Below are 20,020 nucleotides of genomic sequence, written 5' to 3'. Positions count from 1 at the left end.
GTCCTGTGGTGTAGCGGTTAACATGCCTGCCTGTCACGCAGGAGATCGCGGGTTCGAATCCCGTCAGGACCGCCATTGTTAAGGCTTTGTAGCTCAGTTGGTAGAGCAAAGGACTGAAAATCCTTGTGTCGGCGGTTCGATTCCGTCCAAAGCCACCATCTTTATTAACAACATGATTTTCCCATTTGTGGGGGGGTAGCGAAGTGGCTAAACGCGGCGGACTGTAAATCCGCTCCCTCGGGTTCGGCGGTTCGAATCCGCCCCCCCCCACCACCATAGGGGCATAGTTTAGCGGTAGAACTACGGTCTCCAAAACCGTCAGCGCGGGTTCGATTCCTGCTGCCCCTGTTTACCATGGCGATTGTGGCGAAGTGGTTAACGCACCGGATTGTGATTCCGGCATTCGTGGGTTCAATTCCCATCAGTCGCCCTCTTATTATTGGGCTGTAGCCAAGTGGTAAGGCACTGGATTTTGATTCCAGCACGCGAAGGTTCGATCCCTTCCAGCCCAGCTTTTCAAGCGGAAGTAGTTCAGTGGTAGAATACGACCTTGCCAAGGTCGGGGTCGCGGGTTCGAATCCCGTCTTCCGCTCCAATGAGTGGCGCCATAGCCAAGTGGTAAGGCAGAGGACTGCAACTCCTTTATCGTCAGTTCGATTCTGACTGGCGCCTCCAACTATTTCTCAATTAAATAGTTTTGCAAGAGATTGTGCCGGTGTGGCGGAACTGGTAGACGCGCACGACTCAAAATCGTGTTCCTTTGGAGTGTCGGTTCGATTCCGACCACCGGTATCTTGCGGGTGTAGTTTAATGGTAAAACCTCAGCCTTCCAAGCTGATGACGAGGGTTCGATTCCCTTCACCCGCTTTATACTTTTTACACAATCTGATGTTTCACCTGATCATGCGGGTGTAGTTTAATGGTAAAACCTCAGCCTTCCAAGCTGATGACGAGGGTTCGATTCCCTTCACCCGCTTACCAAAAAAGAGCAATGTGTCGTTTTCGCTGACACCTTGCTCTTTTTGTTTAGGAAGGAATCTTAACAGGAAAGGAGTGAGTCGTGATGGATGGTGTACAATTGAAATTGGCTTTACAAGAGTACGCAGCAGAGATTGGAATCGATGAGCTGAAGGTGACGACGGCTGATCCGTTTCTTGTTTTAAAACGTAGACTCCAAGCACAACAGGAGAAAGGATTTGCTTCTGGTTTCGAAGAGCCCGATCTCGATCTACGAACGACTCCTGCGTTACTCGTAGAAGATGCTGCTTCGATCATTGCCATTGCGGTCGCGTATCCAAGTACTCTCAAAAATGCACCTCGTGGCAAGGAAGGGGAGCGACGGGGGATTTTTTGTCGATCGTCCTGGGGACTCGATTATCACCAGGCGTTGCGACAACGCTTGTCGTTACTTGAAGAAAAAATTCAAGAATTGAGTCCAGGTGCAAGGACGCGCTCCATGGTCGATACAGGAGAACTCGTCGATCGAGCAGTAGCAGAACGAGCAGGTATCGGATTCAGTGGGAAAAACTGCTCGATCATCAGTGAGGAGCACGGATCCTATCTCTATCTTGGTGAACTGATTACAGATATCGTCCTACCGCCTGATCAGCCAGTCGAAGAATTATGCGGGACATGCAATAAGTGTATCGACGCTTGTCCGACGGATGCGCTTGTTGAACCTGGCGTCATCGACGCTAAACGGTGTATCTCGTTTTTGACGCAGACGAAAACATTACTACCAGAACCATTCCGAATGGCGCTTGGGAACCGTCTATACGGTTGTGATACGTGTCAGCAAGTATGTCCGTATAACCGGAAGAAGAATGCGACACATCACGCTGAACTGCAGCCGGATCCAGAGCAAGTCAAACCGCTCTTAGTTCCACTCTTATCTATGAGTAACCGTGAGTTCAAGAGCCGGTTCGGGACGTTGTCTGGCGCATGGCGTGGAAAGAAGCCGATTCAGCGTAATGCGATTTGTGCGCTCGTCCATTACCGAGACAAGAGCGCGATTGAAGCGTTACGGTTAATGACAGAAACGGATGCCCGGGAAGACATGCGGGCACTGGCACTCTGGGCAGTCGGCCGGATTGGCGGAATCGATGAGAAGTCGTACATCGAATCACGTCTTTTAGCCGATATTGCAGTGGATGTGCAAACCGAAGGACAACGGTTACTTGAGGAGTGGGGGGAAGCAGATGCCATTTCAACAGCTCACTTATGAGTTTGGTACGTTGCTCGTCGCATGGGAAAAAGAGCACATCGTGTATCTCGATTTTGGATTGAATGAAGAGCGTGCTCGAACCTATTTGCAAAAAGAAACCGACGACGGTGAATTACCGAATGCTTGGCGCATGGCGTTTGATCGTTACGCAGTAGGCGATCGACAAGCGCTTGATGTACTTCCTTGTCAGTTGCGTGTCACGCCTTTTGCAGAGCAAGTATTGCACGCTTTACGAACCGTTCCGTTTGGTCAGACGATCAGTTACGGTGAACTGGCTCGAATGATTGGGAAACCAAAGGCAGCACGAGCCGTTGGCGGTGCCTTGAACCGGAATCCGATCGCGCTAATTTATCCGTGTCACCGTGTCATCGGGGCGACTGGTAAACTGACGGGTTTTGCAAGTGGGATTGCCCATAAAGAAGCGCTTTTAGCGCATGAGATAGGAGAGAATTAAACCATGGCTATTCATGTCGTTATGTATCAACCGGAGATTCCTCAAAACACAGGAAATATTTCACGAACATGTGCAGCGACGCATTCCGTCCTTCACTTGATCCGACCGCTCGGCTTCTCGACGGACGATAAGCAGCTTAAACGTGCGGGTCTCGATTACTGGGAATTCGTCGATGTCCGTTATCATGATTCGTTAGAAGAACTGTGGGAGAAGCATCCGGAGGGGATTTTCTACTATATTACGAAATATGGAGAACAGTACCCGAGCCAGATCGACTTATCGGACGTCGAACAGGATTATTTCTTTGTCTTTGGTCGGGAAACAAAAGGATTGCCGCTTGAAGTCATCGATGCGAACGCGGAGCGTTGTATCCGTCTCCCTCAATCGAACCTCGTTCGTTCACTGAACGTCTCGAACACGGCAGCGATCATCGTCTATGAAGCATTGCGTCAGCAAGGATATGCAGGTCTTCTATAAAGCAAAAGCTCCATCCTGATTCAGGATGGAGCTTTTATGAATTATTCGTTACCTTCAGGTTTTTTGTTGTAGCCTGCAGTGAAGATTGCTGTCAAAAACGCAAGACTTACGCCGACCATTAAGATAAATGCCATTTTTGTTTCCCCCTTCAGTCTCTTGAACCGATATAATCTATTATAGTATACCTGTAAGTGAAATTGTGTGCTACATATGAATTTTCTATGAATGGAGACTCCACATGCGTACGAATGTTTACCTGTTAAGTTATGCCCCGCTGATCAGCATCTTGTTATTTAGTACATCCCTTGCAATTGCAACGACAGAACTCGCATTACATTGGCTCGATCAAGTTGGTGTGTACGATGAACTACTGCAACTCTTGACGGCGCGCGATACGAAGCTCGTCGTTTGGCTCGGCTTTTTGATCGTCTACTTCATGATCTTCAGTTCATTGAAGTTATTATCGGATACGATCAATCAACTCGGTTTCGCCTTTTTCATCAAGGAACAAGAGGGGACGACACTCGGCATGTTACGTCCGGGTAGTATTCTGTTACTTATCGGAGGTTGTGTCAGCTTTGCCTTCATGACGTCCTTCTTACATGTCGGAATCGTGTTGCTTGCGTCCTTCCTCATCTATTTTATCTTTTATACAGTACAAATCAGTAAGATGACGAGTGCAGCAGGAGCCGTCGGATTGATCATCTTCTCCTTCTTGGCCTGGGGCGTTCTACTTGCTGGTCTATCATGGGTCGGTTTGACTTTATTTAATTCCTTCGGGGAAGCAATTTTATTTTCGAGTTGACTCAAGGGCGTAAAATCGTTGCCCACGTCTTAACCTGTAGCGTTGCATTCGCTTCGACAGGGAAAGGACGCGGGCGATCTGCCCCTAGCCAAATCCCTCCGATATGTTGATTTTTGATGCCAACGAACCACATATCCTTATTGTCGTTCGTTGTTCCTGTTTTTCCTCCAATATAACGAGCAGAGGAGTCAAATCCTTTGCGTCCCGTTCCATACGTCATGACATTTTTCAAACCAGCCCGTAATTCCCGGTTCGTCTGACTGGACCAAATCCGTTGTTCCTTTTCTTGTGGTCGTTCGACCGTTCCATTCTTAAGCGTAATACTTTTAATCATCGACGCCGGTCGATAGATCCCGTCATTGACGAATACGGTATAGGCATTTGTCAGTTCATATGGACTGATCCCGTACTGTAAACCGCCTAGAGCACTCGTAAACGCATCATCTTCCCGTGTCCATTGACTGAACTGAAACGGACGGATGGACTTCAATCCTTCCCGGAAGGAGACCGCGAACGCGCGAATCGCTGGTGTGTTGTAGGAATAGGCAATTGCGTCGGCAATCGTCACTCGTCCAAGTATTCGATTTCCGCTATTTGAAGGGCAGTAGCCATCGATACAGACGGGACTACCGTCTAGCGTACTGGACAAGCGGGCTTTCGTCTTCTCGAGATAAGGACCGTAGACAAGTAACGGTTTGATTGCTGAACCAGGCTGTCGGTAGGATTGTACAGCCCGGTTGAATTGACCGGTCAATTCGGATTTATAGCCGACAAGAGCGGTGACTCCGTGTGTTTGTCCGTCGATGCCAACATAAGCACCCTCAATCGGGTTGGGTAGATTGCGAAGAGCTTCTTTAGCCCGTCGTTGTTCTGCTGAGTCGAGATATGTCGAGATGACCGCCCCTTGTTGATGCAGATATTCTGCAGCATGCTGCTCACTCCAACCCTTTTTTTGAGCGGTCATCCGAACGGCAGCTTGAACGGTGGCATCGATATAATCTGGATAAGGAATACGCGGTTTATAGGATCGAGGCGACACACGAGAAATAGCAAAATCTTTCGTCAGTACACGATCGCGTATTAACGCTTGAACGATTCGTTGCTGACGTTTTTTTGTGTTTTCAGGAAAGCGCAGCGGGTCATAAAGAGAAGGATTATTCGGAATTGCTGTCAAAAAGCTGACTTCTGACCAATTTAACTCGCGTGCCGGCTTATTGAAATACGATTTTGCGGCAAGTTCGATGCCATAAATATTATTCGCGAAATAGGCTTGATTGACATACGCTGTCATCAGTTCTTTTTTCGAATATTTTTGCTCCAAAGACACAGCAATTAACAACTCTTTTATTTTTCTAGTATATGTTTTTTCGTTTGTTAGATATGTCATTCTTGCTAGTTGTTGTGTGATCGTACTGCCACCTTGAGATTTAGAATCAGACTGGTTTTTCGTAAACGCGCGTAAGATTCCTGTGATGTCATATCCGTCATGTTGATAGAAACGCTGATCTTCGATTGCCACAAACGCTTGCTCGACTTTTTTCGGCAATGTTCGAGGTGTTAAGTCATCCCGTCGCAATCCGTCATAGAGCTCGACCCGTTTGTTTTCATAGGTTACGGTGATTGGTTGGTAGGAGGTCAGTGGATGTCGTGTCGTCTGTTCATCGGCCCAGAAAAAAAGTGTGCGTGCTGTTTTTAACTCATCTTTAATTGAAAATAAGGAAAACAGAAGCATCATTGTAAGACCAAGTAAGACGAGATATCCTGTCGTAATTCGCATGAGAACTCCTTTCAAAAAGCCATTTCATTCCTATTATCGGTCTTTTATGGAGAAATCAATAGATTTTTTTTCGATTTTTGTATTTTAATAAACCTATTTTGCAGGAATGTTATATTAAAAAGAGAAAAGATTGGGTATATAGAAGTATCTGTGGATTTTAGAACGCGAGTCATCTGTAAAAAAAGAGCATAAATGGAGGGGACGAAATGGCTAAAAAGAATGTCGTTGCGATGTTACTTGCAGGCGGAGAAGGGAAACGTCTGGGAGCTTTGACGAAACACACTGCGAAACCAGCTGTTGCATTTGGAGGAAAATACCGGATCATTGATTTCCCACTTTCGAACTGTACGAACTCAGGAATCGATACAGTTGGCGTGTTGACGCAATACGAACCATTAGAGTTGAATCGATACCTTGGCATCGGAAGTCCATGGGATTTGGATCGTCGTAATGGCGGATTAACGATTCTTCCACCATACCAAGCACAGAACGGCAAAAACTGGTATGAGGGCACAGCAAATGCTATTTATCGAAACATGAGTTATATCAATCAATTTGACCCTGAATATGTTCTTGTTCTATCAGGCGACCATATTTATAAAATGGACTACGAAAAGATGATTGAGGAGCACCGTGTGACAGGTTCTGATGTCACGATTTCCGTACGTGAAGTACCATGGGACGAGGCACCGCGATTTGGTATCCTCAATACGGACGATGACTTACGAATCAATGAATTCGAAGAAAAACCAAAAAATCCGAAATCAAATCTTGCATCGATGGGGATTTATGTCTTTAACTGGGATATCTTAAAACGCCACTTGATTCAAGATGCCGGCGATGCGGAATCAAGCTTTGACTTCGGTAAAAATATCATCCCGAACATGCTTTTTGAAAATCTCAATATCCGTGCGTATAAATTCAAAGGATACTGGAAAGACGTCGGGACGATTCAATCCCTTTGGGAAGCGAACATGGATCTATTGACGGCAGAGCCTGAATTCGATTTGTACGAACCGTCATGGAAAGTACATTCGGTCAACCCGAATCAGCAACCACAATACATTGGAAACGCTGCGACAGTCGAGACATCGATCATCAACGAAGGATGCCACATCGAAGGAGAAATCAATCATTCGGTTCTCTTCTATGGTGTCGATGTAGCAGAAGGATCACTCGTCAAAGACTCGGTCATCTTCCCGAACGTCAAAATCGGACGAGACGTCACGATTCACCGGGCGATCTTAGCAGATGGCGTGATCGTAGAAGATGGTGCAACGATTGGTTCTCCAGACGGAGAAGTTTTCGTCATCGAAGCAGACAGTATCGTCAAGAAGAACGAAGTCATCAAAGAAGCGATTCAATAAGGGGGATATTCGAATGAAGGTCGATTTATTAGGTGTCATCAATCTGAGTGGGGAAGAAGGCTTTTTCAAGGAATTGACGGAGCATCGTAACTTAGCGGCAGTTCCATTTGCAGGGCGTTATCGGTTAATCGATTTTACATTAACGAACATGGTACAAAACGATATCGCGAACATCGGGATTTTTACGCTCGAGAAATATCGTGGCATGATGGACCATCTTGGATCTGGTAAAGAGTGGGATCTTGACCGTTCAAACGGTGGACTCTATATCTTCCCACCTGCATTGTCACAAGATGCGAACGAGTTCCGTGGGGATCTATCGAACTTCCACCTTCACCGTGATTTTTTCCTTCGCAGTAAGGAAAACTATGTCGTCGTCTCTGGTTCAAACATCTTATCCGCGGTGGATTATCGCGATGTATTACGTGAACATAAAGAATCGAATGCGGATATTACAGTCGTCTATACGAAGCGTGAACTACCTTGTAAATACTGCCGCCCGATCCGTTTTGGTGAACAGAATCGCGTGACAGCGATTGGATCACGCGGATTCCAGCCGACGGATGAGACGTTCTACATGGAGACGGTCGTTCTATCGAAAAATCTCTTTGTTCGTTTAATTGATGAAGCGATTGCTCGTGGTGAGTACGATTTACTTCAGAGTATCATTCGTTCGCAACTGAACCGTCTACACGTGCACGGTTATGAGTACAGTGGTACATCACAAGTCATTCACTCGCTTCGTTCATACTATCGTGAGAGCATGCTGTTGCTTGAACAATGGGGAGCAATCAATGACTTCCAGCACGTCTATACGAAAATCAAGCATGAGCCACCGACACGTTATCTACCGGGTTCTGACATCAAGAACTCACTTGTCGCGAACGGCTGTAAATTAGAAGGAACGACGACGGACAGCATCTTGTTCCGTGGTGTCAAAGTCGGTAAACACGCTCGTGTCAAGAATTCGATCATCATGCAAAAATCAGTCATTGAAGAGGGCGCAGTCGTTGAGTACGCGATTCTCGATAAAGAAGTCACCGTCAAACGCGGTCAAGTCATCCGCGGAACGGCAGAAGAACCAATCGTCATCAAAAAACAAACAATCGTTTAAAGGAGATGTCATTCATGAAGGTATGGTTTGCTGCCACGGAAGCGACACCCTTCATCAAGACAGGGGGGCTAGCTGACGTCGTCGGTTCGCTCCCTTTAGCGCTTGCTGAGGAAGGGGCGGACGTTTCGGTCGTCTTACCCAATTACGGTCAAATCAAGGAGCAATACAAATCAGAGATGGAGTTTTTATTCGACTTCATCGTACCGGTCGGCTGGCGTCAGCAATTTGGTGCTGTCCTCCGATTGAAACAAGATGGTGTGACGTTCTATTTCATCGATAATGAGTACTACTTCAAACGGGATGGCGTCATTTATGGACATTACGATGATGCGGAACGGTTTGCGTATTTCTCACGTGCTGTCCTTGAGATGATTCAACATCTAGATCGAAAGGAAGTACCGGATGTTATCCATTGTCACGATTGGCAAACAGGTGTGATTCCAGCGTTCTTACGCATCCATTATCAACATCTTGAGCGCTATCAAGACATTAAAACGGTCTTTACGATCCACAACTTACAATACCAGGGTGTCTTCCCGGAAGAAGTGCTCGGTGACTTACTTGGTTTGAGTCATGAACATTTCACAGCGGATGGGATCGCTCATAACGGTCTCGTCAATTACATGAAGGCAGGACTTGTCCACTCCAATCAAATCACGACAGTCAGTCCATCGTACCGTGATGAAATCATGGATCCGTATTACGGTGAGACACTTGAGCCGGTCTTGCAACATCGCGCTGTCGACGTGCGTGGAATCTTGAACGGAATCGACTATCGTCAATTTGATCCTGCTCATGATACGCATCTCGTTGAGACGTATTCCGTTGATACCGTCACGGAAGGAAAAGCAAAAAACAAGGCTGCCTTACAAGAGGAACTAGGTCTCCCGATCAATCCGGACGTACCACTGTTCGGTTTCGTTTCTCGTCTTGTCGACCAAAAGGGAATCGATTTACTCGCGCATATCTTACCAGACTTGTTCGAACTCGATGCGCAGTTCATCATTCTCGGATCGGGTGAAGCGGAATATGAAGGGTTGTTCCATCATGCGACATCGATTCGTCCAGACAAAATCGCTTCTTATATCGGATTTGACGTTGGTCTCGCACAACGGATTTATGCAGGAAGTGATGCTTTCTTGATGCCTTCGCGTTTTGAACCGTGTGGTCTCAGTCAGTTGATTTCGATGAAGTATGGCTGTTTACCGGTCGTTCGGGAAACAGGTGGGCTCCGTGATACGGTTAAACCGTTCAATCAGTTCACGTTAGAAGGAAATGGATTCTCGTTCGCGAATTATAATGCACATGAGTTTTTAGAAGCGATTAGACGTACGATTGAGGTTTATCATGATCGACCAGTCTTTGAGCATTTGATTGAGACAGCGATGAATGAGGACTTCAGTTGGTTGCGTTCAGCCGACGAATACTTGGCTTTATATCGTTTGATTGCACCGTCCGCCACTTGATCGTATCACTGGGAAAAGGGGTTACGTCATGTTCAAAGATAAAGAGAAGTTCAAGGAGAGGTTTACGGAACGATTCGTTTCGATGCATGGTAAAGCCATAACGGAAGCAACAGAAAACGATATCTATCAGACACTTGCCTATCTGGTACGTGAGACAGTCACGACTGATTGGTTACGAACGAAAGAAACATATATCCATAAAAAAAGTAAGCAAGTCTATTACTTTTCACTCGAGTTTTTACTCGGACGTTTCCTGCATAACAACCTATTGAGTCTTGATGTCTTAAAGGATGTGGAACGGGGACTTGACGAACTCGGATATCAGCTCAGTGATTTGACAGAAGAAGAGCCGGAACCTGGACTTGGGAACGGAGGGCTCGGTCGTCTCGCGGCGTGTTTCCTCGATTCCCTGGCTGCGCTGGGTCTGCCTGGACACGGGAACGGGATCCGGTATCAGTACGGTCTGTTTAAGCAAAAAATCATTGATGGTTATCAAGTCGAGTTACCGGATAACTGGCTGAAGAACGGGAACATGTGGGAAATCAGACGTTCTGATAAAGCGGTCGATGTTCCATTCGGTGGACATGTCTGGCTCGAAGAAGTCGGTGATGGATATCGTGTCCATCATGAGCCGGCTGAAATCGTCCGTGCTGTTCCGTACGATATGCCGATCGTCGGCTATCAAAACAAGGTCGTCAATAACCTGCGACTCTGGAGTGCTGAGTCTCCACTTGATGATGATGAATTACTTAGCCAATACCGTGGGAACTATAAAGATTTACTGGCACATAAACAATCGATTCAGACGATTTCAGAGTTTCTGTATCCGGATGATACGACGTATGAAGGAAAAGAGTTGCGTTTGAAGCAACAATACTTCTTTGTCTCTGCCGGATTACGGAGTATCTTGACGTCCTTTAAAAAGCGAAATCATTCATTGAAGCAACTCGGCAACCATATCGCTATCCATATCAACGATACACATCCGGTCGTCGCGATTCCGGAGTTGATGCGGATTCTTGTCGATGAAGAAGGATTTGGATGGGAAGAAGCATGGCGGATCACGAAGAGTGTCATGTCGTTTACGAACCACACGTTACTGTCAGAAGCACTCGAGCGCTGGCCGATCGATTTGTTCCGTCGCTTGTTACCGCGCATCTACCTCATCATCGAGGAAATCAACCGACGCTTCTGTAAGGATGTGCTTGCAAACTATCCACACATGGAAGCGCATATGCGAGATATCGCCATCATCGCGGATGACCGGATCAACATGGCTAATCTGGCTGTCGTCGGCACGCATTCGACGAATGGTGTCGCTCAGATTCATACTGAGATTCTGAAGCAGCGCGAGATGCGACTATTTTATGAGATGTTTCCGCTTCGCTTTAATAATAAGACGAACGGAATTACACATCGTCGCTGGTTCCTCTCATCGAATCCAGCACTGGCAAATCGTGTGACAGAAGCAATCGGGGATAGTTGGATTCAGCATCCGTCCGATTTGCAAAAGTTGACGAAATGGGCAGAAGATTCAGCATTACAGAAGGACATCGCCGAGATCAAACTTCAGCGTAAAGAAGAATTAGCGTTGCTCATTGAAAAAGAAACCGGGATCGTCGTGGACCCGACCTCGATTTTTGATGTTCAAGTCAAGCGATTGCATGCGTACAAACGTCAACTCTTGAATGCGTTACACATTCATTCACTTTACTATCGTCTGAAGGAAGACCGTTCCTTCACGATGACACCGCGGACATTCATCTTTGGTGCAAAGGCGGCGCCAGGCTATCATTATGCAAAAGAAGTCATTCGTTACATTAATGCATTGGCACGCTTGATTAACGATGATCCAGACGTCAGTCCGTACTTGAAAGTCGTTTTCCTAGAAAACTATCGTGTATCGCTTGCTGAGAAAATCTTCCCGGCAAGTGACGTCAGTGAACAGATTTCGACTGCAAGTTATGAAGCCTCTGGAACCGGCAACATGAAGTTCATGATGAATGGTGCACTGACAATCGGAACGCTCGACGGAGCGAACATCGAAATTCGAGACGAGGTCGGGGATGCGAACATCTTCATCTTCGGCTTAACACCGCAGGAAGTCATGAATTATAAGCAGTACGGTGGTTACAGTGCATACGATCAATACAGTGCCCAACCCGAGCTACGACGAATCATCGATAGTCTCGTTGATGGAACATTATTTGCTCCAGGTGAATTCCAAGCGATTTATGATTCATTATTGACGTATAATGATGAATATTTAATTTTAAAAGATTTCTTATCCTACCAACAAGCGCAGGAACGAATCGATCGGATGTATCAGCAACCAGAAGAATGGTATAAACGCGTCATTCTTAATATTGCACGGTCAGGTGTGTTCTCAAGTGACCGAACGATTAAAGAGTATGCGAATGCGATCTGGAACATCAAACCGATTCAACTCTGAACAAAAAGACACTGACAGATGTTTCTGTCAGTGTATGATGCTTACGAACGGGAGACATCTTCACCACGGCTGACCCAATCACTATAAGAGCCGGCGTAAAGCCGGACATCGGTTTTCCCGAGTGAATGGAGAGCGATGACATTGACACACGCTGTCACACCACTTCCACAATAGAGGATAGGGGCTTTGACCGGTAGGATGTCGGCGTACAGTTCTTTCAAATCTTCCGCGTCCCGTAAGCGACCATCTGGTGAGAGTGCTTGTTCGAAGAAACAATTCACGGCACCTGGAATGTGGCCGGCGACGTGATCGAGTGGTTCGATTTCTCCACGGTATCGATCGGGTGCACGGGAATCGATGACCATCGTTTCTGTCAGCTGATCTTTCAACTCTTCGAACGAGACAAGCATCTCATCTTGAAAACGAGGCGTGTACTGAGACGGTTCATAAGTAGGAACGTCGTCCGTGACCGGAAGATCGAACGCTAGGTAAGAGGAGAATCCGCCCTCAAGGACGACGACACGCTCATGTCCGATCCATTTAAATAACCACCAGGCACGAGCGGCATACGGAAAACCATCGTCGTACAAGACGACGAAGTCTTCTGGTGTTACACCATGCTGTTCCAGTGTGTGTTGCCACGCTTCTTTTGAAGGAAGCGGATGCCGACCACCGACCTCATCGATGGGACCGGAAAGGTCAGTCGTTAAATCCAGGTGCTGTGCACCTTCGACGTGTTGTTCCAAGAAAGCATTCCGTCCATATTCAGGTTGTTGCAAGTCATATCGGCAGTCAAACCAGCGAATCTGATCCGTTCGGACGAGCTGTTGAAGATCTGCCATTTGAATCGTAGGAAACATGCCTCATCACCTTACCCTTTCTAGTGTTAATCATATGAAAGGTATCGCTTCATCGCAAGTCTTACCCTCATTCAAAAAGGAGTCGATTTACCATGTCATGGAAAGAAACCTATCAAAAATGGGATCAGTTCGCTGATTTAGATAGCGCATTAAAAGAAGAGTTAGTCACGTTAGCAACGGATGAAAAAGCAGCCGAAGAAGCATTTTATAAAGAACTCGAATTTGGAACAGGTGGTATGCGTGGGGAAATCGGTGTCGGAACGAACCGGATGAACGTATATACGGTTCGAAAAGCATCACAAGGGTTCGCAGCATTCATTAAGGCGTCGGGGGAAGAAGCGGCAGCAAAAGGAATCGTCATCGCACACGATTCACGCCATTTCTCACCAGAATTTGCGTTAGAGGCGGCACGGACGCTCGCAAGTAACGGCATCAAAGCGTATCTGTTCGACGGTCTACGTCCGACACCGGAACTTTCGTTTGCGGTTCGGTCTTTACAAGCGGCGGGCGGGATCGTCATCACGGCGAGTCACAACCCACCAGAGTACAATGGCTATAAAGTATACGGGGATGACGGTGGACAACTTCCACCAAAAGAAGCGGATGAACTCGTTTCGTACGTCAGCCAAATCGAAGATGAGCTATCGATTGAACTGGAGCAAGAAGAAGTCCTTCGCGCGAACGGTTTGATCGTCCGTGTCGGAGAAGAGCTCGACGAGGCGTATCAAGAAAAATTACAAACGATTCGTGTCTTACCTTCGATTCAATCGGAATTAGCGAATCCACTTAAAATCGTCTTCACACCACTTCACGGAACAGGTCTTGTGCCGGTAACAGAAGGCTTGAAACGGTATGGATTCGAACACGTGATAGTTGTTAAGGAGCAAGCAGAACCAGACGGCGCGTTCCCGACCGTGACGTCACCGAACCCGGAAGAACATGCTGCCTTTAAACTGGCGATCGAATATGGTGACCGGACAGATGCAGACATTTTGATTGCGACGGATCCCGATGCTGACCGTGTTGGAGTCGCAACACGTGATGCAGCCGGAGAATGGACAGTCCTGACAGGGAATCAGACGGGAGCGTTATTGCTCGACTACATCCTTTCACAAAAAGCGGCACAGGGAACACTTCCAGCGAACGGATTCGTCGCGAAGACGATCGTTACTTCAGAACTGGGTGCATTGATTGCGCGTCACTATGATCTTCATGTCGAGAACACGTTGACAGGCTTTAAGTTCATCGGGGAAAAAATCAAACAATACAACGCATCGGGTCAATATGAGTATCTCTTCGGATACGAGGAGAGCTATGGTTACCTTATCGGTGACTTCTGCCGAGACAAGGATGCCGTCCAAGCGTGCTTGTTAGCTGCTGAGATGGCTGCGTACCATAAGAAAGAAGGACGGACGCTCTATGAGGCATTACAGGCGATTTACGAGCAGTTCGGGTACTTTGAAGAGTCACTCCGCTCTCTTACACTCAAAGGGAAGGATGGCGTGGCACAGATCGGGCGTATCATGGATACGTTCCGTGAGAATCCGCCAAAACAAGTGGCTGGAGAACAGGTCGTCTTATTCGAGGACTATGATGCGAGCATCGCCCACGATTTGAAGACACATCAACCTTCACCGATCAACCTGCCAAAATCCAACGTACTGAAGTTTACGCTTAGCGATGGATCATGGTTCTGCCTTCGTCCATCGGGTACGGAACCAAAAATCAAATTCTACTTCAGCGTCACGTCACCCGATGCTGCTGAGACGACACGGAAACGTCAGCAGATCGAAGATGAAGTCATGCAAGAAGTCGAACAAATTCAATAAGTCCTATGCAGGATCACGTCATCGACGGGATCCTGTTTTTTGTCTGAGAGCATCAAAAAGTGAAATCCGTGCAACCGGTACCATTTTGAGGTACAGTAAACGAGATAGAGTTTATACGATAGAGGAGTTGGAAGACAGATGGAACGGATTCAACTAACAGAAGATTTATCATTCTCACGCATTATTCATGGTTTATGGCGATTGAATGAATGGGAGATGACGAAAGAAGAGCGGCTTGAATTGATTGAAGCATGCCTTGCTTTAGGAATTACGACATTTGATCACGCGGATATCTATGGTGACTACACGAATGAACGCTTATTCGGAGAAGCGCTTGCTTTAAAACCGGAGTTACGTGACCGAATGGAGATCGTTACGAAGACGGGCATCAAGATGAAAGGGAACCATTTCTCGGATCAGTCGTTATCATTCTACGATACGACGAAAGAGCATATCATCAAACAGGTGAATCGTTCTCTTCAAGAACTCGGTGTCGAGTACGTGGATACGTTGTTGATTCACCGTCCAGATCCGTTGATGGACCCGAACGAGATTGCTGAAGCGTTCGTAGAGTTGAAGGACGCAGGAAAGGTACGGACATTCGGTCTCTCGAACCATACACCTGCGCAACAAAGTCTCATTCAGTCGCGCTTACCATTCATGCTCGTGACGAACCAACTCGAGTTGTCGGTTTCGGAACTGAAACATTTCGAGGATGGATCCGTTGATCTCTGTCATGAAAATGAGATGCCGTTGATGGCATGGAGTCCGCTTGCAGGCGGTCGTCTCTTCAAGGAAGAGCAATATGCACCGTTACGCGAAAAATTAGCTGAGATCGCAGAGACGATCGGGGCAGAAGAAATCGATGAAGTCGCATATGCATGGTTGCTCAAACATCCAGCACGTATCATGCCAATCGTTGGTTCTGGTAAGATTGAACGTATCGAATCTGCTGTTCGTTCGACGAAATTGTCTTTGACACGCGAGCAATGGTTTGAGATTTTAAAGGCATCACGTGGTCGTGACGTCGATTAATTGGTTTTAAGATAGAAGCGGATCAATGCGCACGTTGTCCGTTAGCGAAATAAAGTGAGAGGATCGTTTCCGATATATCATCTGGAGGCGATCCTCTCTTTCGTTTACGAATAGAGTGTTCCTCTCATTTAAAAGTAAATAAAAAAAGCCCCATCTCAAGGGGGAGGAGAGATGGGGGATCTATGAGGTTAAGCTTCTAAGCGAAGCATCTCCTGACGATATTTATCTAAACGATCTTTACTTGCTGACATGGCAGCTTGGTCATTGGCTTGAATCGCATCGAAGAGCGTACTGAGCTCATAATCGATTTCGAGACGTAGCACTGGAATTCGCTGCTCTGCATCTTGTCTACGGAAAGCTTCAATTACTTGTTTCATCTAGGCCACGCTCCTTTATAAGTTGTCAGATAATTCTGATTTTTATTAGTATACTTGATTATTCCCGGATTGCCTAGTGCTAAACCTAAAAAAATCTAAAAAAACACACTTGAAATCCTGACGGTTCCAAGTGTGGAAAATTCATTCTGGAATGCTGAATCGTGCCTCTAAGCGATGTTGAACACTTTGAATGAGTGTCGACATGATCCAGTAAATTGCAGCTGAGAATAGCAACAACGGCATGACGAGATACGTCGTTGCTGAAATCTGGTCAGAGACATACGTCAATTCTTCAACAGCAACAATCGTACCGAGTGATGTTGATTTGATGATATCGATGACAGAGTTCGAAAGTGGTGGAATCGCCCGAGATAGTGCTTGCGGCAAGATGACGTCCTTGAATGTCTTACGGCGCGGAATACCGAGCGAGTCAGCGGCTTCCCATTGTCCACGATCGACAGAGGAGATGGCAGCCCGGAACGATTCAGAGATATACGCAGAAAAGTGAAGCGATAAGCCGAAAGCGAGAGCTTGGAATCCAGTCAATTGAAGGACAACGAGACCATTGTATAAAATCAGGATTTGTAACAGCAATGGTGTTCCTCGGAAGAAGGAGACGTATAAACGTGCAAAACCGCTAAAGACGGCAAGACGGCTATCACGCATGACGGCAAGAATCAACCCGAGAATAAGCGCAAAGACGATGGCGAGACCACTTGCTAGAAGGGTCGTACCAATCGCCTTTGCGTAGACGTCCGAGTTATCCCGGACGATCGTTAGTAATTCACTCACTTACTGATATCCTCGTTGAAATACTTCTCACCGATTTTTGCAAGAGTGCCGTCTTCTTGCATCTCAGAGAGTGCTTTATTGAAGTCTTCTGTATACTTGCTGTTTTTTGCCATCATGAAGCCTGATTCGTTCTTGTCGAACGTCTCACCGACCGCTTTGACTTTATAGCCTGCTTTCTTCAGCTCCGTCAAAACGAAGAGACGATCGTTCATAGCAGCATCAACACGACCTGCTTCAAGATCTTTTAAGACTTGGTTCGCACCTTTGTAGTATTTCACTTTCGCGCCAGCTTCTTCAGCCGTCTTCGCGTAAAGTGAACCTTGTGTCGAACCGACTGTCTTTCCTTTTAAGTCGTCGAGTGTTTTGATGTCGTTCGTTTTATTGTTGACGATGATCGTTGAACCAGAGACCGTATACGCATCAGAGAAAGCGTATTTTTCTTGGCGCTCAGGCGTGATTCCCATTTGGTTCGCGATGACATCGATTCGTTTTGAATCGAGTGCTGGGATGAGTCCTTTGAAGTCCATCGCTTTGTAATCGACTTTATAGCCGGCACGTTTTGCGACTTCGTTCATGACGTCTACGTCATAACCTGTCAATTTTCCTTTTTCTTTATACGTGAAAGGTGGGTACGTTGCTTCTGTACCGACTGTAATGACTTTTGACTCTTTATCAGAACCTGCGTTGTCGTTCGAAGCGCCGCATGCTGCAAGCACCCCCGCTGTCGATAATGCTGCTACAGCTAATTTCAAACCGTGTTTCATAGCGCTCTCTCCTTTATAAATGAATGATTTCAATTCCTAGTTTTCGAATAGGATTAATTTTAAGCTACAAGCAGTATCATACAAAGTTACAGGAACGTCTGTCAATAAAAAAGACTGCCCTTAAAAGGACAGTCTGAAACATCGTAACTGATCGATGATGCGATTAACGGATCGTTGCTTCCGTCGCAGAGTCGAAGAAGTGTGCTTTTGTCATATCGAAGAAGAGATCAAGCTGCGATCCCATCTCGACGTGTGAGCGTGAATCAACACGTGCCGTGAACGCTTGTTGTCCGACTTTTGAGTAGAGGTAAGACTCTGCACCCATCAATTCGGATACTTCGATATGTGCTGGGAAGCGGTGTGCTGTTTTCGTGTCTTGGTAGATCAATTCCGCATGGATGTCCTCTGGACGAATTCCGAGGACGAGATCCTTGTTCGTGTAACCACGGTCGCGGAGAACTTTCATTTTTCCTTCTGGTACTTCGAACTTCTCTTCTGTTCCTGAAACGTGGAAGAGACCGTCTTCCGCTAATTTACCTGTCAAGAAGTTCATCGATGGTGAACCGATGAATCCGGCAACGAACATGTTATCTGGGTGATCATAGACTTCTTTCGGCGTACCGACTTGTTGAATGATACCCGCTTTCATGATGACGATTCGTGTCGCAAGCGTCATCGCTTCCGTCTGATCGTGCGTAACGTAAATCGTCGTCGTCTCAAGACGTTTGTGTAGCTGAATGATTTCCTTACGCATTTGTACACGCAATTTAGCATCTAAGTTCGAGAGCGGCTCATCCATCAAGAAGACTTTAGCATCACGAACGATGGCGCGACCAATCGCTACCCGTTGACGCTGACCACCAGAGAGTGCTTTTGGCTTCCGCTCGAGGTATTCTTCAAGACCGAGGATACGAGCTGCGTTATCGACGCGTTGCTTGATTTCATCTTTTGGGAACTTCCGAAGCTTTAATCCGAACGCCATGTTATCGAAGACGTTCATGTGTGGATACAGCGCGTAGTTTTGGAAGACCATCGCGATATCGCGATCTTTTGGCGCTACATCGTTCATGCGTTTGCCGTCGATGATGAAATCCCCACCTGAGATTTCTTCAAGTCCAGCAATCATCCGGAGCGTCGTTGATTTACCGCAACCTGATGGTCCGACGAAGACGATGAATTCTTTATCTTTAATGTGAAGGTTGAAGTCATCAACCGCTTTTGCATCACCTGAGTAGATTTTATCGATATGTTCAAGACGAATTTCAGCCATGTGTAGTTCCCCCTAATGTAAATGATGAAATAATAACGCTTACAAGATTTAGTATAAAAGAAGTCAGGGAGTCTGCCTATGGACAACCTGACTAAATGCAAACGTTTTCAATTAGGCATCATGCTACAAGAAGTAAGGTATAGAGGAAAGTAGCGCCTTCAAATGAGCGAACATCGATTCCAGTCTGCTCTGTCAACCGGTCGAGTCGATACTGGAGGCTATTTCGATGTAAGAATAGATGTTTTGCTGTCAGGGAGACGTTCAAATTAGCTCGACAAAAAGCAAGGATCGTCTCACGAGACTCTGGCTCGAGTAAACGGATGAACTGATCGACGAGTGTCGCGCGGTGCCGGTCATCTAGACTTGCAAGACGGATCATGGCAGGCAAGAAACGTTCGATTTGCATCGAAGGAACGAAAGCAAGCGCTGCTTGTTCGAGTTGGAACTGAACGGCGATATCACCTGCAGCACGTTGTTGACCAAGCAATACCTTACCGTCGAGTACAAAATCAGATTGTAATGCAAAAAATAAATCGGATAGTTCGGACTCGATGACAAACTCTTCGCGTTCAACGACCGTGAAGCGGTGTGTGCTAAAAGGAATAAGGATGCTCGTCTGCGAAAAGAAAGAGGAGAGCAATTGTTGAATTTCTTCACTTGTCCGTTCATCGGTTGGATTGAACAAAAAATGGACAAGTCGGAACGACTGATCTTCGAGGGCATGAGCAGATTGGATACGCTCTCGCCATAGATCGATATCAGACCGCGACGTCGTGATGATGCGTTCAGCGAATACATCAAGCAGTTGTTGTTCGCGGTCAGAGATGGCAGTCGCCTTGATTCCAAAACAGAGTCCATCTTCAAGGCGATATACGCTATACTGTTCCTGGCAATAAACATTCGGATCGGTCGTAAGCTGGTCATTGAATACAGTCATCAGTTGTCGTAACACACGGC

At 46.6% G+C, this 20,020-nt stretch carries 17 protein-coding genes and 10 tRNA genes; 20 read left to right on the top strand and 7 right to left on the bottom strand.

Features of this window, described 5'->3' with window-relative positions; genetic code table 11:
* Nucleotides 1-82 precede the first annotated feature (82 nt).
* From NOM72_RS11365 to NOM72_RS11300, 14 genes are all read left to right on the top strand, one after another.
* A tRNA-Phe gene (locus NOM72_RS11365) sits at nucleotides 83-158 on the top strand.
* A gap of 31 nt (nucleotides 159-189) precedes the next feature.
* Nucleotides 190-273, top strand: a tRNA-Tyr gene (locus NOM72_RS11360).
* 4 nt (nucleotides 274-277) lie between these two features.
* A tRNA-Trp gene (locus tag NOM72_RS11355) sits at nucleotides 278-348 on the top strand.
* A 9-nt stretch (nucleotides 349-357) separates the two neighbouring features.
* A tRNA-His gene (locus tag NOM72_RS11350) sits at nucleotides 358-430 on the top strand.
* A 10-nt stretch (nucleotides 431-440) separates the two neighbouring features.
* A tRNA-Gln gene (locus NOM72_RS11345) sits at nucleotides 441-512 on the top strand.
* Between the two features lie 8 nt (nucleotides 513-520).
* Nucleotides 521-595 (top strand) — tRNA-Gly (locus NOM72_RS11340).
* Between the two features lie 6 nt (nucleotides 596-601).
* Nucleotides 602-675: transfer RNA gene (locus tag NOM72_RS11335), tRNA-Cys, on the top strand.
* 36 nt (nucleotides 676-711) lie between these two features.
* Nucleotides 712-792, top strand: a tRNA-Leu gene (locus NOM72_RS11330).
* Between the two features lie 4 nt (nucleotides 793-796).
* Nucleotides 797-867 (top strand) — tRNA-Gly (locus NOM72_RS11325).
* Nucleotides 868-905: 38 nt separating this feature from the next.
* Nucleotides 906-976: transfer RNA gene (locus NOM72_RS11320), tRNA-Gly, on the top strand.
* An 87-nt stretch (nucleotides 977-1,063) separates the two neighbouring features.
* Nucleotides 1,064-2,224, top strand: a complete 1,161-nt coding sequence (gene queG / locus NOM72_RS11315) for a tRNA epoxyqueuosine(34) reductase QueG (protein ID WP_255999180.1) — start codon at nucleotides 1,064-1,066, stop codon at nucleotides 2,222-2,224.
* Nucleotides 2,199-2,678: a methylated-DNA--[protein]-cysteine S-methyltransferase gene (locus NOM72_RS16130; protein ID WP_305120369.1), complete on the top strand. Its 480-nt coding sequence runs from the start codon at nucleotides 2,199-2,201 to the stop codon at nucleotides 2,676-2,678. Before queG ends, NOM72_RS16130 begins: the two co-directional genes overlap by 26 nt.
* Before the next feature lie 3 nt (nucleotides 2,679-2,681).
* Complete coding sequence (trmL, locus tag NOM72_RS11305) at nucleotides 2,682-3,155, top strand: tRNA (uridine(34)/cytosine(34)/5-carboxymethylaminomethyluridine(34)-2'-O)-methyltransferase TrmL (RefSeq protein ID WP_023467320.1); 474 nt, start codon at nucleotides 2,682-2,684, stop codon at nucleotides 3,153-3,155.
* A gap of 238 nt (nucleotides 3,156-3,393) precedes the next feature.
* Nucleotides 3,394-3,960, top strand: coding sequence for a DUF5366 family protein (locus NOM72_RS11300; RefSeq protein WP_255999179.1), 567 nt, complete (start codon nucleotides 3,394-3,396; stop codon nucleotides 3,958-3,960).
* 1 nt (nucleotide 3,961) lies between these two features.
* Here the strand turns inward: NOM72_RS11300 and NOM72_RS11295 are convergent, their stop codons facing one another.
* A complete protein-coding gene (locus NOM72_RS11295; protein ID WP_255999178.1) occupies nucleotides 3,962-5,737 on the bottom strand; it encodes a transglycosylase domain-containing protein in 1,776 nt (591 codons plus the stop codon).
* Nucleotides 5,738-5,943: 206 nt separating this feature from the next.
* Here NOM72_RS11295 and NOM72_RS11290 point away from each other — a divergent pair, with 206 nt between their 5' ends.
* Genes NOM72_RS11290 through NOM72_RS11275 form a run of 4 tightly spaced genes read left to right on the top strand, consistent with a single transcriptional unit; the run spans nucleotide 5,944 to nucleotide 12,136 of the window.
* Complete coding sequence (locus tag NOM72_RS11290; RefSeq protein WP_023467324.1) at nucleotides 5,944-7,104, top strand: glucose-1-phosphate adenylyltransferase; 1,161 nt, start codon at nucleotides 5,944-5,946, stop codon at nucleotides 7,102-7,104.
* A gap of 13 nt (nucleotides 7,105-7,117) precedes the next feature.
* On the top strand, nucleotides 7,118-8,218 hold the full coding sequence (gene glgD, locus NOM72_RS11285) for a glucose-1-phosphate adenylyltransferase subunit GlgD (protein WP_023467325.1): 1,101 nt from the start codon (nucleotides 7,118-7,120) through the stop codon (nucleotides 8,216-8,218).
* 14 nt (nucleotides 8,219-8,232) lie between these two features.
* A complete protein-coding gene (gene glgA / locus NOM72_RS11280) occupies nucleotides 8,233-9,684 on the top strand; it encodes a glycogen synthase GlgA (protein ID WP_023467326.1) in 1,452 nt (483 codons plus the stop codon).
* Between the two features lie 28 nt (nucleotides 9,685-9,712).
* On the top strand, nucleotides 9,713-12,136 hold the full coding sequence (locus NOM72_RS11275; protein WP_035398490.1) for a glycogen/starch/alpha-glucan phosphorylase: 2,424 nt from the start codon (nucleotides 9,713-9,715) through the stop codon (nucleotides 12,134-12,136).
* A 41-nt stretch (nucleotides 12,137-12,177) separates the two neighbouring features.
* Here NOM72_RS11275 and NOM72_RS11270 read toward each other — a convergent pair whose 3' ends face one another.
* Nucleotides 12,178-12,996 carry a sulfurtransferase gene (locus NOM72_RS11270; RefSeq protein ID WP_035398489.1) on the bottom strand — a complete coding sequence of 273 codons (819 nt, stop codon included), beginning with the start codon at nucleotides 12,994-12,996 and terminating at the stop codon, nucleotides 12,178-12,180.
* A 92-nt stretch (nucleotides 12,997-13,088) separates the two neighbouring features.
* Here NOM72_RS11270 and NOM72_RS11265 point away from each other — a divergent pair, with 92 nt between their 5' ends.
* The gene (locus NOM72_RS11265; protein WP_255999177.1) at nucleotides 13,089-14,825 is read left to right on the top strand and encodes a phospho-sugar mutase; all 1,737 of its coding nucleotides are present in this window, start codon (nucleotides 13,089-13,091) and stop codon (nucleotides 14,823-14,825) included.
* 138 nt (nucleotides 14,826-14,963) lie between these two features.
* Entirely contained in the window at nucleotides 14,964-15,860 is an 897-nt protein-coding gene (locus NOM72_RS11260; RefSeq protein ID WP_058714001.1) for an aldo/keto reductase, read from the top strand.
* A 188-nt stretch (nucleotides 15,861-16,048) separates the two neighbouring features.
* On the opposite strand, the gene NOM72_RS11255 is transcribed toward NOM72_RS11260, so the two are convergent.
* The 5 genes from NOM72_RS11255 to NOM72_RS11235 all read right to left on the bottom strand — a co-directional run bounded on the left by NOM72_RS11255 (nucleotide 16,049) and on the right by NOM72_RS11235 (nucleotide 20,015).
* Nucleotides 16,049-16,237, bottom strand: coding sequence for a hypothetical protein (locus NOM72_RS11255; protein WP_023467331.1), 189 nt, complete (start codon nucleotides 16,235-16,237; stop codon nucleotides 16,049-16,051).
* Nucleotides 16,238-16,378: 141 nt separating this feature from the next.
* Entirely contained in the window at nucleotides 16,379-17,029 is a 651-nt protein-coding gene (locus NOM72_RS11250) for an amino acid ABC transporter permease (protein ID WP_023467332.1), read from the bottom strand.
* On the bottom strand, nucleotides 17,026-17,793 hold the full coding sequence (locus NOM72_RS11245; protein ID WP_023467333.1) for a transporter substrate-binding domain-containing protein: 768 nt from the start codon (nucleotides 17,791-17,793) through the stop codon (nucleotides 17,026-17,028). Before NOM72_RS11245 ends, NOM72_RS11250 begins: the two co-directional genes overlap by 4 nt.
* A 163-nt stretch (nucleotides 17,794-17,956) precedes the next feature.
* The gene (locus NOM72_RS11240) at nucleotides 17,957-19,063 is read right to left on the bottom strand and encodes an ABC transporter ATP-binding protein (protein WP_023467334.1); all 1,107 of its coding nucleotides are present in this window, start codon (nucleotides 19,061-19,063) and stop codon (nucleotides 17,957-17,959) included.
* Between the two features lie 118 nt (nucleotides 19,064-19,181).
* Entirely contained in the window at nucleotides 19,182-20,015 is an 834-nt protein-coding gene (locus NOM72_RS11235) for a PucR family transcriptional regulator (protein WP_023467335.1), read from the bottom strand.
* Between the last annotated feature and the right edge of the window lie 5 nt (nucleotides 20,016-20,020).

This window comes from Exiguobacterium sp. LL15 (assembly GCF_024436095.1).
In the GTDB taxonomy this organism is placed as follows: domain Bacteria; phylum Bacillota; class Bacilli; order Exiguobacteriales; family Exiguobacteriaceae; genus Exiguobacterium_A; species Exiguobacterium_A indicum.
The sequence above is the reverse complement of the archived record's forward strand: the minus strand, read 5'-3'. Positions and strand labels throughout refer to the sequence as shown.

Bases quoted from the DNA above. Each gene is read 5' to 3' on its own strand.
- queG (WP_255999180.1), top strand. From the start codon at position 1,064: ATGGATGGTGTACAATTGAAATTGGCTTTACAAGAGTACGCAGCAGAG.
- NOM72_RS16130 (WP_305120369.1), top strand. From the start codon at position 2,199: ATGCCATTTCAACAGCTCACTTATGAGTTTGGTACGTTGCTCGTCGCA.
- trmL (WP_023467320.1), top strand. From the start codon at position 2,682: ATGGCTATTCATGTCGTTATGTATCAACCGGAGATTCCTCAAAACACA.
- NOM72_RS11300 (WP_255999179.1), top strand. From the start codon at position 3,394: ATGCGTACGAATGTTTACCTGTTAAGTTATGCCCCGCTGATCAGCATC.
- NOM72_RS11295 (WP_255999178.1), bottom strand. From the start codon at position 5,737: ATGCGAATTACGACAGGATATCTCGTCTTACTTGGTCTTACAATGATG.
- NOM72_RS11290 (WP_023467324.1), top strand. From the start codon at position 5,944: ATGGCTAAAAAGAATGTCGTTGCGATGTTACTTGCAGGCGGAGAAGGG.
- glgD (WP_023467325.1), top strand. From the start codon at position 7,118: ATGAAGGTCGATTTATTAGGTGTCATCAATCTGAGTGGGGAAGAAGGC.
- glgA (WP_023467326.1), top strand. From the start codon at position 8,233: ATGAAGGTATGGTTTGCTGCCACGGAAGCGACACCCTTCATCAAGACA.
- NOM72_RS11275 (WP_035398490.1), top strand. From the start codon at position 9,713: ATGTTCAAAGATAAAGAGAAGTTCAAGGAGAGGTTTACGGAACGATTC.
- NOM72_RS11270 (WP_035398489.1), bottom strand. From the start codon at position 12,996: ATGTTTCCTACGATTCAAATGGCAGATCTTCAACAGCTCGTCCGAACG.
- NOM72_RS11265 (WP_255999177.1), top strand. From the start codon at position 13,089: ATGTCATGGAAAGAAACCTATCAAAAATGGGATCAGTTCGCTGATTTA.
- NOM72_RS11260 (WP_058714001.1), top strand. From the start codon at position 14,964: ATGGAACGGATTCAACTAACAGAAGATTTATCATTCTCACGCATTATT.
- NOM72_RS11255 (WP_023467331.1), bottom strand. From the start codon at position 16,237: ATGAAACAAGTAATTGAAGCTTTCCGTAGACAAGATGCAGAGCAGCGA.
- NOM72_RS11245 (WP_023467333.1), bottom strand. From the start codon at position 17,793: ATGAAACACGGTTTGAAATTAGCTGTAGCAGCATTATCGACAGCGGGG.
- NOM72_RS11240 (WP_023467334.1), bottom strand. From the start codon at position 19,063: ATGGCTGAAATTCGTCTTGAACATATCGATAAAATCTACTCAGGTGAT.